At 45.2% G+C, this 16,222-nt stretch carries 17 protein-coding genes; 7 read left to right on the top strand and 10 right to left on the bottom strand.

Features of this window, described 5'->3' with window-relative positions; all coding sequences use genetic code 11:
- Positions 1–33 precede the first annotated feature (33 nt).
- The 3 genes from L4D19_RS18725 to L4D19_RS18715 form a co-directional block, all read right to left on the bottom strand.
- On the bottom strand, positions 34–1,029 hold the full coding sequence (locus L4D19_RS18725; RefSeq protein WP_428453735.1) for an AraC family transcriptional regulator: 996 nt from the start codon (positions 1,027–1,029) through the stop codon (positions 34–36).
- Positions 1,030–1,055: 26 nt separating this feature from the next.
- Complete coding sequence (locus tag L4D19_RS18720; protein ID WP_428453734.1) at positions 1,056–1,838, bottom strand: SDR family NAD(P)-dependent oxidoreductase; 783 nt, start codon at positions 1,836–1,838, stop codon at positions 1,056–1,058.
- A gap of 133 nt (positions 1,839–1,971) precedes the next feature.
- A complete protein-coding gene (locus tag L4D19_RS18715) occupies positions 1,972–3,066 on the bottom strand; it encodes an alcohol dehydrogenase family protein (protein ID WP_428453733.1) in 1,095 nt (364 codons plus the stop codon).
- Positions 3,067–3,200: 134 nt separating this feature from the next.
- Between L4D19_RS18715 and L4D19_RS18710 the strand changes: the two genes are divergently transcribed.
- The gene (locus tag L4D19_RS18710) at positions 3,201–4,106 is read left to right on the top strand and encodes a LysR family transcriptional regulator (RefSeq protein WP_428453732.1); all 906 of its coding nucleotides are present in this window, start codon (positions 3,201–3,203) and stop codon (positions 4,104–4,106) included.
- 93 nt (positions 4,107–4,199) lie between these two features.
- On the opposite strand, the gene L4D19_RS18705 is transcribed toward L4D19_RS18710, so the two are convergent.
- From L4D19_RS18705 to L4D19_RS18695, 3 genes are all read right to left on the bottom strand, one after another.
- Positions 4,200–5,741: a PTS transporter subunit EIIC gene (locus L4D19_RS18705; protein ID WP_428453731.1), complete on the bottom strand. Its 1,542-nt coding sequence runs from the start codon at positions 5,739–5,741 to the stop codon at positions 4,200–4,202.
- 185 nt (positions 5,742–5,926) lie between these two features.
- Positions 5,927–6,349, bottom strand: a complete 423-nt coding sequence (locus L4D19_RS18700) for a DUF3859 domain-containing protein (RefSeq protein WP_428453730.1) — start codon at positions 6,347–6,349, stop codon at positions 5,927–5,929.
- Between the two features lie 146 nt (positions 6,350–6,495).
- Entirely contained in the window at positions 6,496–6,918 is a 423-nt protein-coding gene (locus L4D19_RS18695) for an Hsp20/alpha crystallin family protein (protein ID WP_428453729.1), read from the bottom strand.
- A 210-nt stretch (positions 6,919–7,128) separates the two neighbouring features.
- On the opposite strand from L4D19_RS18695, the gene L4D19_RS18690 reads away from it, so the two are divergent.
- On the top strand, positions 7,129–8,193 hold the full coding sequence (locus tag L4D19_RS18690) for an ethylbenzene dehydrogenase-related protein (protein ID WP_428453728.1): 1,065 nt from the start codon (positions 7,129–7,131) through the stop codon (positions 8,191–8,193).
- A 115-nt stretch (positions 8,194–8,308) separates the two neighbouring features.
- On the opposite strand, the gene L4D19_RS18685 is transcribed toward L4D19_RS18690, so the two are convergent.
- On the bottom strand, positions 8,309–9,223 hold the full coding sequence (locus tag L4D19_RS18685) for an alpha/beta hydrolase (protein WP_428453727.1): 915 nt from the start codon (positions 9,221–9,223) through the stop codon (positions 8,309–8,311).
- A gap of 179 nt (positions 9,224–9,402) precedes the next feature.
- On the opposite strand from L4D19_RS18685, the gene L4D19_RS18680 reads away from it, so the two are divergent.
- Positions 9,403–10,353 (top strand): LysR family transcriptional regulator, encoded by a 951-nt coding sequence (locus L4D19_RS18680; RefSeq protein ID WP_428453726.1) that lies wholly within the window; start codon positions 9,403–9,405, stop codon positions 10,351–10,353.
- A gap of 174 nt (positions 10,354–10,527) precedes the next feature.
- Positions 10,528–11,022, top strand: coding sequence for a DUF3592 domain-containing protein (locus L4D19_RS18675; protein WP_428453725.1), 495 nt, complete (start codon positions 10,528–10,530; stop codon positions 11,020–11,022).
- Between the two features lie 185 nt (positions 11,023–11,207).
- Here the strand turns inward: L4D19_RS18675 and L4D19_RS18670 are convergent, their stop codons facing one another.
- Positions 11,208–11,618, bottom strand: a complete 411-nt coding sequence (locus L4D19_RS18670; RefSeq protein WP_428453804.1) for a YHS domain-containing (seleno)protein — start codon at positions 11,616–11,618, stop codon at positions 11,208–11,210.
- A gap of 176 nt (positions 11,619–11,794) precedes the next feature.
- Here L4D19_RS18670 and L4D19_RS18665 point away from each other — a divergent pair, with 176 nt between their 5' ends.
- Positions 11,795–12,631: an AraC family transcriptional regulator gene (locus L4D19_RS18665; protein ID WP_428453724.1), complete on the top strand. Its 837-nt coding sequence runs from the start codon at positions 11,795–11,797 to the stop codon at positions 12,629–12,631.
- A gap of 146 nt (positions 12,632–12,777) precedes the next feature.
- Here the strand turns inward: L4D19_RS18665 and L4D19_RS18660 are convergent, their stop codons facing one another.
- Complete coding sequence (locus L4D19_RS18660) at positions 12,778–12,933, bottom strand: hypothetical protein (RefSeq protein WP_175577600.1); 156 nt, start codon at positions 12,931–12,933, stop codon at positions 12,778–12,780.
- A 176-nt stretch (positions 12,934–13,109) separates the two neighbouring features.
- Here L4D19_RS18660 and L4D19_RS18655 point away from each other — a divergent pair, with 176 nt between their 5' ends.
- Positions 13,110–14,006, top strand: a complete 897-nt coding sequence (locus tag L4D19_RS18655) for an AraC family transcriptional regulator (protein ID WP_428453723.1) — start codon at positions 13,110–13,112, stop codon at positions 14,004–14,006.
- Between the two features lie 78 nt (positions 14,007–14,084).
- On the opposite strand, the gene L4D19_RS18650 is transcribed toward L4D19_RS18655, so the two are convergent.
- On the bottom strand, positions 14,085–14,954 hold the full coding sequence (locus tag L4D19_RS18650) for a LysR substrate-binding domain-containing protein (RefSeq protein ID WP_428453722.1): 870 nt from the start codon (positions 14,952–14,954) through the stop codon (positions 14,085–14,087).
- Between the two features lie 178 nt (positions 14,955–15,132).
- Here L4D19_RS18650 and hisC point away from each other — a divergent pair, with 178 nt between their 5' ends.
- On the top strand, positions 15,133–16,209 hold the full coding sequence (hisC, locus tag L4D19_RS18645) for a histidinol-phosphate transaminase (protein ID WP_428453721.1): 1,077 nt from the start codon (positions 15,133–15,135) through the stop codon (positions 16,207–16,209).
- The last annotated feature ends 13 nt before the right edge of the window (positions 16,210–16,222 follow it).

Here is a 16,222-nt window from a genome sequence, read left to right as displayed (position 1 = left end):
GGCTTTGTTGCTATGGGGTTGTGATAGTTTTCATTAATGACACATTTCCCTGTAGTTGCCGGGTGAGATGCCTTTCCAGGAACTGTATGCGCGGATAAATGAATTAGATTCATTGAACCCGAGAAGAAATGAGATTTCTCCTAGGGACATAGACGATTTTTCCAGGTAGTGATCGGCAAGTTCGGCGCGAACGGATTGTAGTACAGATTGGTAGGTTTCCGCTTCAGCAGTCAGTTTTCGCTGTAACGTTCGCTTGCTCATCGCCAGCTTTTCGGCAACATATTCAATACTACTTTCTCCGCTCGGCAGCGCCTCGAGAAGAACGGCGCGAACGCGGTCAACAGTATTGGCGGCCGAGTCAAGATCCGCCAGCTTTTGATTCAGTTTGGCCTCAAAGAAATCCCACATCGCGGCATTCTGGGTCATAAACGGTCTGTTGGCATCATCAGCGTTAAAGCGCATTGAAACCTTGTTGCCGACTTTCATCTTGCAACCAAAATAAGCCTCGTAGTCTTCTATATTCTGAGGTAGCTCTGGAAGTGTTATCTCAATAGGGCGAATTAACTCGCGGGTGGCCAGGCGAGAGAGTTGTGTGAAAAATACAAGTTCCGTCAGGCTTAGCGAGCTGGGTAGTTGGCCCTGATGGCCATAGCAGGAGATTGTTAGTGCAGTTTCGCTATCAGATTGGTGAATATCTAATACCATTGGGCCAATTAAAGGCTTGAACTTGCTCAAACGAGCCAGCGCCGTATTTAGATTGGCGCTGCAAATTGAGGCAAAAATTGGCGCGTCGAACGACTCGACTGTCATATGTTTAGCCAGAAGGAGCGGGAGTTGCCGATTTCCCGCTGTTTTATCAATAGCTTCCCAAATTCGAAAATATTCCATGGGTGAAAGGGTGGCGTGCTCACGGTTGAACAGGTCGGCAGGCAGCCTTGCATGCGCCAACACCATGTTGACGTCTATCTCCATATCACTGAGTAATAGTTTCCAGGTAGGAGAAATGACGAATTTACTTGCCCTTTTCATAGTACACTTTCACCCATAGTTAGTTACTAAGCTTTTTCCATTGCCTGACGTGAGGTTTTCAATATCACTTTTCTTGGCAAAAATGGAATGATCCAGTCTAGCATCAAACGGAGTTTACCTTCATTGAAAGCGACCAGTTTACCTTGTTCCATGGCTTTGTAGCCGCATTCGGCGACAGAGGCTGAAGATTTAGCTTTTTTCCAGATATCGACGCCATCTAGGTTGCCTGCTGCGACAAAATCGGTTGCAACAGCTCCTGGACATAAAGCAGTCGCGGTTACGTTATATTCGCGAACTTCTTCAGCTATTGCCTGAGTAAATGAAGTCACATACGCTTTAGTTGCATAGTAGACTGCCTGCAAAGGGCCTGGAATAAAGGACGCTGTTGACGAGACATTGAGAATACGGCCATTGTTCCGCGCCACCATGCCCTTGAGGTAATAGTGTGTCAGGTTGGTCAATGACACCATGTTTACTTGCATCATTGCCTGGTCAGCTTCCAGCTCACGCTCATGAAATAAACCATGCCCACCAAACCCGGCATTGTTAATCAAGGTGTCAATTTGCAGACCCAAGGCTTCGGTTTGTTCGAAGATACGCTGAGCGGATTCTGGCAGAGAGAGATCTTCGGCTATAACCGTAACATGGATCTTATACTGGGCTTCCAGTTCACTCTTTAGCGTTAAGAGCTTGTCCTCCGAGCGTGCAACCAATACCAGATCGCCGCCTTTTTGTGCGTGAATACGCGCAAGCTCTAAACCTATCCCACCTGATGCGCCAGTAATAAGTGCTGTGTTTGAAGTCGTCATCATCATCTCTCGCTGTATTGGGTTGATGAGTACAGCTTAAGCAATCCAATCGTGCCACGCACTGGCAAAAGGTGACACCTTGCTATCAGAAGGTGTCACTTTCGAAAAGCCATATATTGTGGAGAGCGGGTAGTTATTGAGGCGGCAGCAAAACGAGTTTTCCGACAAACTTCTTAGCCATAAAATCTTGCTGTGCGATGGCAATGTCTTGAAGTAAATATTGCTTGGCAATTAATGGCTTAAGTTCACCTTGTTCTATATACCGAATCAGATTTTCGAATACTGACCGAGGTTGATAGGTACAGCCAAAAAAGCTTAAATCTTTTAGATACAATGTTCTGACATCGAGATCGACGATAGGACCGGCGATGGCGCCGGCAACACTGTATCGACCGCCTTTTCGGAGCAGTTCGGGCAGCTCTGGCCACTGTTTTCCGGCAACAAGATCCAGAACAACATCGACTGAGTTTCGCCCCAAAGAATCCAGCAGATTTTCCCCTCGCGGGATGACTTCATCAGCGCCGAGCTGCATTAATTGTTCGCGTTTATTTTCACTACAAATAGCAATGGCTTTCGCATTGCGCCTTTTGACCAATTGTACGGCAGCAGAGCCAACACCACCGGATGCGCCAGTAATGAGGACAGTATCATTGGCCTTAATATTGGCGCGTTCGATCATATTTTCGGCTGTTGAGTAGGCGCATGGAAACGAAGCCAGTTCAGCATCGCTAAGCGAACTTCGAACTGGGAATGCTTCAGTTGCGAGTACCTTAGTGTATTGCGCAAAACCTCCATGGCATTCGGAGCCAAAAGTTATGCAAGAGAAGTCGTCCTTGGATACCGCTTTCTCTTGCATAGAACGAACTAGTACCCGTTCGCCAATTCGATTTGAGCTGACTTGCTCACCGACAGCAATGATCTCTCCGCAACAGTCTGCACCCTGTATCAAGGGGAACCTAATGGGTACACCAGACCAACTGGCATCATTGTCATTAATTGTCCTAAATCCATCGTGTGCGCCTGCATTGGTTTGCTCTGTCACTTGCTTTGAATACCAGCCAATGCGGGTGTTTATATCAGTATTGTTCACTGCACTGGCACCTACTTTTATCAGCACTTCATCTTTTTCGATTGTGGGTACAGGTAGGTCAGTACGATACGCCAGCTTTTCCAATCCGCCGTGGCCAACCAGTAGCACGCCAGACATCTTTTTCGGTAGTTTGCCCATAGTAAAATTGCTCGTTTTTGTCGTTGATATCAGCAACTATAAAAAAGGCGTATACTTCAACCAAGCTAATAATAATTAATCTTCAATTTAGTTTTTCTTAATTAAAGATTAAGCCATAGATTGTGAAGAACAGTATGACGGAAGTGGATAGAAAGTTTAGGAAGGAGCTACTGCTTGATCTTGAGCTCTTGCACACCTTCAACATGGTGGCAAAGACCGGTGAACTAAAGAAAGCCGCTGAATCTATTTTTCGATCTCAGGCTGCAGTAAGTATGCAGATGAAAAAGCTTGAAGAGGTAGTGGGTTGCACATTGATGGAGCGCAGCAACCGGGGCATACAACTTACGGCGGCGGGTAAAACCTTATTTGGCTATAGTGAACAGTTTCTCAAGCTAAATAGTGCCACCTTTTCCGCATTGAACGAGCGGGATCTCTACGGGCAGTTTAACTTCGGTGTGCCGACAGACTATGCCCCAGATTTTCTGAATAGCTTCATGCCCGTATTGAGTCGGGAAATCCCTAATCTTGAAGCGCAAATCGTCTGCGACAGAAGCCGGAACTTACGGAAGATGCTGGGTACCGGAGAGTTAGATATTGCCATCGTCTCAGGAGAGGCTGAATATCCTGATGGGCTATTGCTATGGAGTGAACGTTTGATATGGTCAGCATCTTCGAGCGTCAATCTGGAGGGAATGACAGAACTGCCTGTCGCTATTTATGATGATAACTGTATTGTTAGTGACATGTGTATCCGTGGATTAAACAATGCTGGCATTCCATATAAGCAGGTATTTATAAGCCCGATTTTAGCAAATATTGTTACGGCTGTTCATTCAGGGTTTGCCGTGTCGCTTCTGCCAGAGTCAATGTTTGATGCGGACAAAGTTCAAGAGATACCATCAGGTATCTTAACGAGTAATTTAGTACTTAATATCCAGATGATTCATTCCCCAATGATAGAAGAACCGATACTAACGAAAGTCGCAGAGTGCCTGCGTCGAGCAAGCCGAGCACAAAAGCTTGGAAAAGCCTCTGATTAAGCAAAATAGCATTCAAAAAAGGCCATCTTAACCGATGGCCTTTGTTCTTAGGGGGAGAGTGTTTATTTTTAATTCTTTCTCATTAATAGCAAGTTACAGGCTCAAGTACTCTTCTAGTTCATTTTTGACGATAGTGACATGCGGGCCGTAAATCACTTGTACACCATTTCCTTTCACAACAACCGCGATGGCTCCCGTTGTTTTTAGACCGTTCTCATCAACCTTTGTGGCGTCGTCCAATGTCAGTCGTAATCGTGTTGCGCAGCAATCAACATCTTTGATGTTTGTGGCCGTGCCCAAGTGTTTAACAATCTCAATGGCTCGTTCTGTGCCCGTAATATTGGCCACCTCAGCTTGTGATTCATCTTCTCGACCCAAGGTTTTCAGGTTGAACTTGGTGATAACAAAACGGAAAGAGAAGTAGTAAAGGAAGAACCATGCACAACCAATAACGGGTACTGCCATCCAGTTTGTTTTGGCCTGACCTTGTAATACACCGAACAGAATGAAGTCGATGAAGCCGCCTGAGAAAGTTTGACCGATAGTGATTTCAAACATGTGAGCGAACATGAAGGCGAAACCATCAAATACCGCATGGATTAAGTACAGCACTGGGGCGACGAATAAGAAGGAAAACTCCAGAGGCTCCGTGATGCCAGTAAGAAATGATGTCAAAGCTGCTGATAGCATTAGGCCACTGACTCTTGCCTTATGTTCCGGCTTGGCACAGTGGTAGATAGCAAGTGCCGCGCCCATCAGTCCGAACATCATGGTGATAAAGCGTCCTGACATGAAGCGAGATGTGCCGATGAAGTATTGCTGAACTGATGGGTCAGCTAGCTGGGCAAAGAAAATTCGTTGCGTACCTTCGACCATCACACCGTTCACGACTTCCGTACCGCCCAGGGCTGTTGTCCAGAATGGAAGATAGAAGATATGGTGAAGACCAAACAAGCCCAGCATCCGAAGAATAAAGCCGTATAGTAGGGTGCCTATATAACCGGTTGTTTCAATTAATCCACCCATGCCAAAAATGCCAGCCTGGATTTTCGGCCATATCAGGTACATAACGGCACCTAGAATAATTGCTGAGAAGGCCGAAACGATAGGCACAAAACGCGAGCCGCCAAAGAAGCCGAGGAATTTAGGTAGCTCGATACTGTTATATCTTGAGTGCAGAAAGCTGGCCATGATACCTACAATCACACCACCAAACACACCGGTATCTAGTGTTTGAATACCGAGAATCATGCCTTGGCCAACGGCACCTAAGTTACTGGTTGCCAGGCTCCCTTGGAGCGATAGCATAGAACCAATAGTTGCGTTCATCACCAAGTAAGCCAGCAAAGCGGCAAGTCCGGCTGTTCCTTTATCGCTTCGTGCCAAACCAACGGCGACACCCACTGCAAAGAGTACGGGTAAATTACCGAATACGATAGCACCTGCAGCCGTCATGATGGTGAATATTGCCTGTAATGCAGCAACATCTAAAAATGGGTACGCGACTAAGGTGTTTGGGTTTGAAAGTGCCCCGCCTATACCAAGTAGCAAGCCTGCAGCCGGAAGCACAGCAATCGGAAGCATAAAAGACTTTCCGAACTTTTGCGCAGCAGCAAAGAGTGTAGAACCTGTCATGAGAGTGTAACTCCATATGTTGTTTTGTTGTGGAGTATAATTTCACTCTCAGTTGTGATGATCCATCATGAATGAATCAATTCATGATATGGTTCACGAAAATATGTGCTTGAAGAAGGTGTGTTACATTCTAGCTTTTAGAGTCAAACTCCACTTTTTGTGCACGCAGTGGTATCGAACGTCGTTTAAAATCCACGTCGTTTCCAGAACTCCGCTTCGTCACGGGCATAGACATTAAAGGTCTTCTCTGCGATGACTTTGCCGCGCATTTCGATGGTCATTCGCCAGTTGCCAATCTTGTTTGCGATGGGCTCCCAAATGGTATCGCCAAGGTAGAAGTCCCAGTCATTGGTGCGAACATGGAGTTCACCATCAAACGGATCCATTACTTCGCCGGAGTCATCGGTAATATTCGGGTGGTAGATACAGTAGCGGATTTTTTCGCCACGGGCCTTTTTGATATTGACGGTGAAACCAAACTCGATATCTATTTCCGCAGGAACATCTGTGGTGAAGGTTTTGATTTTGGGTAGGTGTTTAGACTCGGCATCCCAGGTAGTGTGAATACCGTAAGTTTCAATGCTGACAACAGGTTTTGCTTTAGCCATGGCTATGATTTCATAGGGTTCATATATTGTATGTGTTCATGATACCGTAGCCTTCGAAATATTATAAGTTTGAAATGCTTAGTACCAAAAAGAAGGCCGATTAACTAATCGGCCAAAGTAACAGTGTAACTTATTTAGGGTGAGGATTATTTAACTTCAACTCTTGCGCTGGTTGGATGAGTAGGTTCAATTTTGGGCACTTCCACTTTCAGTACACCATCTTTGAATGAAGCACTAACGGTTTCATGTTGGAGGTTGTGGCCAAGGTAGAAGCTTCGCATCAACTTGCCTTCGTACCGCTCTTTGCGAATTACCTTATCACCTTCTTTCTGCTCTTCATCCCTTGATGTTGTTGCTTCGATAGTAAGATTTCCGCTGTTGATTTGAACTGAGATATCTTCTTTGCGCACGCCGGGTAAATCGGCAGTGATTTCAAAGCTGTCTTCCTTCTCGACGATGTCAATTCGTGGTGAAAATGACTCCACATCAAATTTATGCCTTAGGGTAGGAAAGGCATGATCAAACATTTGATTGAAATCGAACCATGAATCACGTGGTATCAAGCTCATAACTGCCTCCTATAAGTCATATTGAGATGCAGTATTAGTGTAGTCAACTCTGCTGCTTTTACCGATGAAAGTCGTGAGTGGATTGATATAAATCAAAGCTTGCCGATATGAAATATTACCAGGTTCCGTTAATGCTTGTTTTTCTGCTGAAACACTTGATGTGCACTAAAGTTATTGAGTAGTTGGTGCATACGCGGATGGAGAACAACAATGAGCACACATCTCGGTGGTACAGCAAAACCTTTAGTCGTCACTATCGGTCTGTTGACAACATTTTCATCTTTCGCTGCTAATACCTTAATTAGCTATAAAACTGATCAGCCTATCGAATTGGATGGTGTAGCAGAAAGTACATGGCTAAAAGCCGCGCCTCTGACGCTGGTCTTGGATAACCTCCCTTATGAACCGGTTGATTACAAAGGTATGCGTGAAACGAACTACTCAATTCAGTCACTTTATGATGATGATTTTGTTTATTTTTTTGTGCAGTGGGATGACCCGACAAAAAGTCTTGCTCGTTATCCATGGGAAAAGCAGCAGGACAATACCTGGAAGCGCTTAATGAATCCGGATAAGACGGGACATGAGAATACCTACTACGAGGATAAGGCAAGTATCTACTGGAATATCAATACCAGAGACTTTGAAAAGAAAGGGTGTGATATTGCCTGCCATATGGCAGATGCGGGAGGTGTAGTGGCGGATGTCCAGCAGAGATCGGCAGGAAGGAAGTTTACCCCAAGGCAAGGGGAAACGATTGATATGTGGCACTGGAAGGCTGTCCGTACTGGGCTGACAGGGCAATTTGATGACCAGTATGTTGACTCGACCATCGACCCTGTTGTGAACAAAAACTGGGGACGAAAAAGTGATCATCAAACTGGTGGTGGATACAAAGATAATATAACCGATGATCAGTTGGCACCGGCTATGGGAACACGGATGTGGAATGAGATTGACAGCTATGCGGTCGTCCCTGACGATCAGGTTTTATTTTATGATACCTTCAAGCCGGGCCATCGACTGGCCTCTATTATCGTGAATCCATTTACCGGCTCCCGTGGTGATATCAGTGCGAGCGGAGTGTGGAAAGACGGCAAGTGGATGCTGGAGTTTAAGCGCAAGCATGTAACAGTCGGTGAGATGGTTAACGAGCAAGATGTGCAGTTTTCTGATCTTTCAAAAACCTATTATTTCGGTGTTTCTGTTTTTGACAACTCGCAGATCAATCATTTGTTCAGTCATCGAGTGCTTAAGATGAAGTTCGAACAGTAGGTATCATCGCAAAGTAATATGTCAGCTCTAGCGTTACTTCGTGGCGAGAGCTGACAACCGGCCAACTTGCGCTTCAGAACTCTCAATCCTAAAAAAGAGTTCTATGAGAGTACTTCTACAAGTTAGCATCCAGAAAAGTGATCATTCTTTCTAGAAGCGGCTCACGAGCGACATCAGCACCTAATGTTATCGCACTTGCCGGATAAAAATGACCGAAACCTGGTACCCATGCCATATCCACGTCCATCCCGATCTGCTCATAGTGAGGTAGCGCTTGTTGTACGTTCGAGACGAGTGGCGCCAAATCATATTGTCCCATATGTAGCAGTGCCGGAGGCATGCTCTCATTTGCTTGGGATGCCAGTTCTACATCAAACCCCAGCGCCATCCCCGAGTTAGCAAGAACCGCTTTAACTGGTGCCTTCATACCATAGGCGACATTAAAGCTGGTCATAGCTCCGGCAGAGAAGCCGCCAACGGCTATCCGATCTGGGTCAATACCGTACTGTTGTGCATTTTCTTGCAAATGGTCCACTGCGCGATACATGTCTTCTGCCGCTGCAATAATGGCGTTGCGAACGATTTCAGTATCATCGGGTAGGGGCGTTAGTCCTCTGCCTTCTCGTATCATATTGTGACGATCATGAAGTGCCTTCATGCGAAGTTCTTCTTCAATCAGCTGGTTGTCCGAGTAGCCGATGTTTGACGGAACAGGCTCTTCCAACGATAAGCGATAATCGATAGCTACGCAGGTGTAACCCTCTTTCGCAAACAGCTTACAGTAGTCTCTCATTGTCGTTGTCTGCGCACCTTCGACTGAATATATATCGTCACGGCCTCCACGAATGAAATTGCCCCCAAACGCCATAACTACAACGGGATTTTGCTCAGCTTTCGGCGTTGTTGGCTGCACCACGTCCATTAGCAGAGCACGCTCGGTAACTTTGCCATCTACTGTCACCAGTCCCTTAGCGTAGGGGACATCCAATTTAGCGGTGAAGTGTTCTCCTACTAAATCTGCCTTTGCCATTGTTGAAATAAAAAACGTTGATAAAGCGAGACTAATCAGTGTTCTTTTCATGATGAAACCCTCTTTGTCTAATTGGCTTCATTATCTATGTGTCGTGAAATCGAACAACATGATATGCTAAATATTTGGTATCGAAAAATTTGATAGTATGATGGTTTCCGTTATTACGGTTGAGAGATTTGGAGAAGAATGAAGTGCATGTTTCCTTCCATCAGCTAGCAACGTTGGATCTAAAAATGCTGCGTACACTGGTAGTGCTCATCGAAACCAAGAATGTATCTCGAACTGCTGAGCTGCTGGATTTACAGCAAAGTACAGTCAGTTACCAGCTTGGAAAATTACGTGATGCTCTTGATGATCCGCTACTGATTCGCTCTGGTCGTGGATTGGAGCCTTCTCCTTATGCATCGCAGATACAACCGACTTTAGCAGCACAATTACAGTCATTGGATAGTTTGCTTTTTCAATCCCAGTTCGACGCGCAAACAGCAACCGGGACATTGCGCATCGCTTGTCATCGAAATGGTTCGCGTAATTTTATTCAAGCGTTGCTTTCTCGCGTAAAAACGCAATTACCTAAAGTTCGTCTTGATGTTTTAGATTGGAGTGACCAGGTTCCTGAAATGTTAAGAGAGTCCAGACTTGATTTTGCTATCGGCTTTGCCCCAGACAATCTGTCGCAGGTAACGACAATACCGTTAGTTACAGTTAAATATCAGGTTGTGATGGCGACGACGCACTCCTCAGCGCGAACGCCTCTGGACGAAAAAAATATCTTTGATTATCCGCACGTAGTCATTAATACCCATGAAGGCGTTGAACGTTGGCTTGATTATTTGGCAAACAAACATCAAAAAGAACGTTCTATCTGCTTTTCTTCGTCTTCCATGGAATTTGCGACAATGGCGTTAAGTGATACCGAACGCCTGATGTTTGTTGCTGATACACGCGATGATTTCTTTAAACAGTATGATGTGATGACGCAACCTGCCCCTTATATACCGCCTCAAACAGTGAGCCTCCTGTTTCATGAGAGGGCAACACTCGACCCGCTTCGCACGCACCTGAAAAGCATTATCGAGCAAGCAGTGCTTAACGTCTTGCCAGATAAGAACCAATTAGAGAGATAGAGTTTATGCCCAAAATGGAGTGAACTAATGTTAGAAGAGTGTATTAATCGATTGCTTTAACAGTTGTATTAGATGGTTATAGAGTAATTAATCTAGTGATGTAGAATATTCCATTGAGGCATTTATGTGTATTCATGAGTGATGTTTTAATACAAAAGAAGAAACCTGATAAATATGACATTTTATGAAGAGTATTTTATTAGCTCATTTGGTGCGATATATACAGTCGTTGCTGGGTTCTTCACACTTTACATTTATATACGTGCTTGTCGTAAAATTTACGGAGCATATAGTGAAGAGCATACTGTAAATGGGAGGGTTAACTGGTCAGAATATGGCATGTTTGCAGAGGATGGAAACTTAAAAAAAGAAGCTCTCATTACATACACATATATCGTGGATGGCAAATCATATAGTGGTAAATACCATATTCCAAGAAAAATAAGGAGATATGGAGACGGAGGTAAAAGCTTAGTTGAAAAGTACCCGAAAGGATCATCGATTAAGATTTACTATTCAATTAAAAATCCAGCAGAACATGAAGCTGAAAAATTAACTGACTTTATCGATAAAGCCATTTATGAGTTGTTCTTTGATGCTTCTCCGATTTTTATCTTTTTAAATCTTATTGGTATGTTTTTTTATTATCTTGCTACCTTTAGCTATTAGAGTTTACAATTCAATGGTTGTGTAACTTGTTGATTAATTGAGAAATGATGGCCAAATTCATAATCATTAGCTTTAGGTGTTTCTGAATGCTGCAACTAAAGCTTCGGCGAAGCGCCAGAGCTTCAGTTGCAGTGTTTCGGTTCAATTAGAGCTGTAAATACTGGATGTTGAAAGAGCTTTGATTGTTACAGTTTATCCGCTTCAACAGTCTTAATAGTGCCCCAGTTTGTATCGGCAGTGTTGATATAGCCCGGCACATCTTCCAGCCAACGCTTCTGAACACTCTTATCCAAGTTCAGATATAGCTTGTTATCAACCACTTTCCATGCATTCGGATCGGTTTCAAACTTTTTGCCCATCGCCACACCAAAAGCACAGTAACCGCCGTATTGCGGTGCGTATTTCTCGGGATCAGCCTTGAAGGCATCGCGGTTGCCTGCGCTGCTGAATTGGAAGATGGCATTCTTATAGGTAGCAGTGAACGCTTGGTCGCCTTTTACCGCCTTGCTCTCGGTGAAATAGGCAACAGGATCGTATCCTTTAATTGCAACATCGTTACTATCTGCGCTTACGTCGATATCAGCGCTGAATACCATAGTGGAAATACTCAGGGCCGAGGTTACCGCGATGAGGCGCAGAAATTTAATGAACATGTTCATGGTGAATCTCCGTTTTCGAATTACCGATTGACAGTAACTATAATCTATACCCAAAGTTCGAACTTTTGAGATACTATAATTCGGTTTTCAATACCGATCGTACGGAGATGGCCATGGATCCATTGTCAGAGGTGCTGAACCGGTTTTCTGTTTCAGCGGGCGTGTTTTATTCGGGGCAGTTATGCGGGGTCTCGCAGTTTGAGCAAGCCCAAGATGCCGTTGGCCATTTACACCTGCTTAAGGAAGGCAAGCTCACTGTCGTTAAAAACGGCGGTGAGAAAATTCAGTTAACTGAACCTAGCTTGCTACTGTTCCCGCAACCCATCCCTCACCGTTTGTTAGCTGACCAAAACGACCGAGCTGAAGTGGTTTGCGCTGAAATCAGCTATGGGGCAGGGAAGCATAATCCTATCGCAAATACGTTACCGGAAATGGTATTACTGCCGTTGGCTCGTTGTCCGGGGTTAACCGGGGTAGTGAGTAGCTTGTTTGAAGAGGTACACAGCTGCAAGAATGGGCGAACATTGGTGATGGACAGGTTAACCGAAGTATTGGTCGTGATGCTAATGCGCGAGCTGGTCTCACAAGGGGTCGTTAAACAAGGGATGCTGGCCGGAATGAGCCACCCTAAACTTGCGCCGGTGTTGTTGGCTATTCACCAAAACCCCGGTTCATCAGAATCTATTTCGGAACTGGCCCATTTGGCGGCTATGTCTCGTACTACATTTATAGATTCCTTTCGCAAAGTGTTGGGCGTGCCACCAGGAGATTACATTCTGGGTTGGAAAATCAGCATAGCGCAAAGCTTGCTGAAACGAGGGATGGCAATCAGCCGTGTAGCCGAGGAGGTTGGTTATAGCAACACTTCCGGCTTTGCCCGGGCATTCAGGAAGAAAACGGGGCAATCACCGAAAGCATGGTTGGAGTCATTCTCGGAAGAGGCGGTGTGATGAAAGTGTTCGAATTTAATGGTGAATATGTTGTCTGCATGGGAGTCGAGTAGGTTCTGTTGAGCGCACTCTTTTTTGGCCGACTCGACTCTCATGGCTTAGACTTTTATACCTAGGCTTACCTGTCGATACGTGACGGCGTCACCTTACTGATCGGTTTCATCCTCTGAAGAGGAACCTCGGGCAATATTCTCCTGCTTGTTACTGTCGCGTAATTCTTGTTCATCTGTTTGTTTCTCTACCAGATTGTCATCAGCTGTATCTTGTCTGGGAGAAAAGATGTTTTTTAGCCAATCGAGCATAGTCCAACCTTAGTGTTGTTTGTGCAGTGTTTAACACTCTATAAGCTTAGTCGTTTCCCATTTTCTTACCTTGTAATGTGCAACTTTAAAGGTGTGGAGTTGATTTTGGGCTGCGGTGTTTTAAGATGCGATGACTATGATGTCGTTTGGCAATACAAGATAAAGAGCTGAGTGAGATGGATTATTTACAACGGTTAACACCAGTTATCCGCTACCTGGAACAACATTACGCCGAATCAGTGAACCTCCAGCAAGTTGCTGCAATGGCAAACCTTTCTCCTCATCACTTTCATCGGATCTTTAAAGCCGTGACGGGGGAAACGTTAGCCAATCATATCAAACGCTTGAAGTTGCAAAATGCCGCTCAACAGTTGTTTTTCAAGAAGTCTAGTGTGATCGAAGTCGCTCTCGATCATGGTTTTTCCAGTTCGCAAAGTCTGGCTAAAGCATTTCGGCTCTATTTTGGTGTTACCCCAACTAAGATCCGAAATTGCACAACGCTTGAAGAATATTCAGCGCTGTTGAGAAATAGCAAGATTGGACACACCCTTCGCAAGTCTGGACACGAAAGCTCTCGCTCTGATGATTATAGTGATGGATATCAACCACAAAGGAGTGAGAACATGAAAACTGAATTGTTTGAAGAGCGTTGTTTAGCGTATGTGCGTGTTACCGGGCCCTATGGTGAAAATTATGAACCCGCTTTAGGTAAATTGTATCAATGGGCGGGTGCAAAAGGGTTACAAGATGGTCAATGCATATTTATTTACCATGACAATCCGGAAGCCACGCCGGCAGATAAATGTCGTACCGATATCTGCCTGACAGTGCCGGAAGGAACAGATGGCAGCCAGGGAATTGAAGTGAAGAAAGTGCCTGCAGGCAGCTATGCATCGATTCGTGAGACGGTGACGGAGCAAAGTCAATACGGTACGTTTTGGGAGAGCCTGATGGAACAAATCGTAGCTTCCGGATTGGAAGTGGACGACAGGCCATGCTTTGAACTGTATCACAGCTATAATCCGGAGACCCGAGTTGCTGATGTCAGTTTCTGTGAGCCAATAAAGGCGTAATTGATCCGGCGTATCGCTAGTTGTTAATTAAAGCAGAGAAAGTGAGAGCTTTTTCTGCATTCACCATGTTCTTTCTTTTCAATCTATTATCCACTCAAAGAGCAAATCCAGTGACGGGTTTTTAATGTTCGTCGGCCTGACCAGGTAATAGCCATTCCCCGAGTTGACAGCTATCGGGTTTGGCCGGATCAGTCGGCCCGAATCAAGGTCCTGTTTGGTCAGAATAATATCTCCTACCGCTATCCCAAAGCCTTGTATCGCAGCACTTACGGCTAAATCCAATGTAGCAAAGTGTTGGTCTTGTTCACTGGTTGCGGATGCAACACCGCAATGAGCCAGCCATAATTTCCAGTCACTCTTCTGAGGCGTTGCATGGAGCCAGGTATAGCTTGTCATCTCAGCGGCTTCGAGAGTTCGGGTATTGTCGGTTAGTAACGCGGGTGAACACATCGGAGAGAGGGATTCCTCAAACAACAGGGTGGCGTTGAGGTCGCTCTGTTTTGGCCGCTTACCATAACAAATCGCAGCATCAAAAGATTCTGAGGCGAAATTTACGTTGTGCTTGATGGCAGAGGTTAACTCGACGTCAACATCAGGATAGGCTTGCTGAAATGACATAAGCTTAGGTAGTAACCAGGATGTGATACAGCTAGGCGCTTTCAGTTTGATTTGCCGTTTGTCGCTAGAGACTTGCTCAACCGCACGGTGGATATGACTCATCGCATTTTCAACCAGCGGCAGGAATTCCTGACCTTTGCTTGTCAGGGTCAGGCCACGTGCATGTCGGTTGAATAGCCGTACTTTTAATCGCTCTTCAAGGCTAATGATTTGGCGACTGACGGCACCTTGGGTGATATTCAGGATCTGGGCGGCAGCAGTGAAGTTGAGCTGCTGAGCCGTTACTAAAAAGGACTGTAGTTCTTTCATTGTTGGGATACGATTATTCATCACTCAAGCCATGCAATTTTCTCATGGCTAGTATGCCGAGATTTCGATTCAGATTTCAAGTTGGCTCTGCATATAATCAAAACAAGAAGAGCAAAAGACAATTAATTCTTATAAGTTGCATACAAATTCAGAATTGGTCTTTTTATATTGTGAAACATTCAGCGTCTGGAGGTTGTCAGTGAAATCGTTAGCATCGCGCTTGGTACCAGAGACAGTAGAAAAGCTCATACCTTACCAGTCTGCGCGAAGAATCGGCGGGAGTGGGCATTTGTGGCTGAATGCCAATGAGCTTGAAACGAGTTGTCGTTATGGCTCAGAAGATGGTGAGTATCATCGTTATCCTGATTTCCTGCCCCATGATCTGGCCAGTGCCTACCTGGAATATTGCCGAGGAATGGGTGAGAGATTGAACTGCGAGGCAGTAGCTGTTCGCGGCGCAGATGAAGCCATTGATCTGATGATCAGAACGTTTTGTCAGCCCGGGACCGACAAGATCATGATTTGCCCGCCGACTTATGCGATGTATGAGTTTTGCGCCGAGTCGATTGCAGTTGAGGCGGTAAAAGCGCCGTTGTTAGCTGACTTCCAGCTAGATATGCCTGCGATAACTACGCAGTTAGCCGATACCAAGATTTTGTTCCTTTGTTCGCCCAATAACCCGACCGGAAATGTGATTAATCAAGCCGATATCATTGCCTTGCTTGAAGCTGGAAAGGAGTCGACCCTAGTTGTTGTCGACGAGGCCTATATAGAGTTTGCACCTGATACCAGCGTGGTAAATCTGATTGAGCAATATCCCCATCTAGTGGTGATCCGAACCTTGTCGAAAGCCTTTGGTCTTGCTGCAATCCGATGTGGTTTCTTGCTGGCCGATAGCAGTGTGATGGAATATATCTCAAGATTGATTGCTCCCTATCCAATTGCCGATCCAGTGGCGGAAATCGCTCTGCGGGCTTTGGATAGTGAAGGAATACAACAGATGCGAGCTCAGTCCGATGAGCTGATTTCAACCCGGGAGTGGTTTGCCGAAGAAGTGCAAAAGCTTGCCATCGTCGATACGGTTTATGCATCGGCAACGAATTTTGTTTTGATTCGTTTCAATGGTGAAGAGTGTATGTATAGCTATTTGCTTAGCAAAGGCATAGTGACGCGCAATCAGGCTCATGAGCCGGCACTGGCAAACTGTGTTCGGATTTCGATTGGTTCAAAAAGCAGTATGCTCGAAACCTTAAATGCGTTAAAAGAATATAACTAAAAAGGATTTTGTT

Origin of the sequence: Photobacterium kasasachensis (assembly GCF_050336885.1) — a bacterium.
In the GTDB taxonomy this organism is placed as follows: Bacteria; Pseudomonadota; Gammaproteobacteria; order Enterobacterales; family Vibrionaceae; genus Photobacterium; species Photobacterium kasasachensis.
The sequence above is the reverse complement of the archived record's forward strand: the minus strand, read 5'-3'. Positions and strand labels throughout refer to the sequence as shown.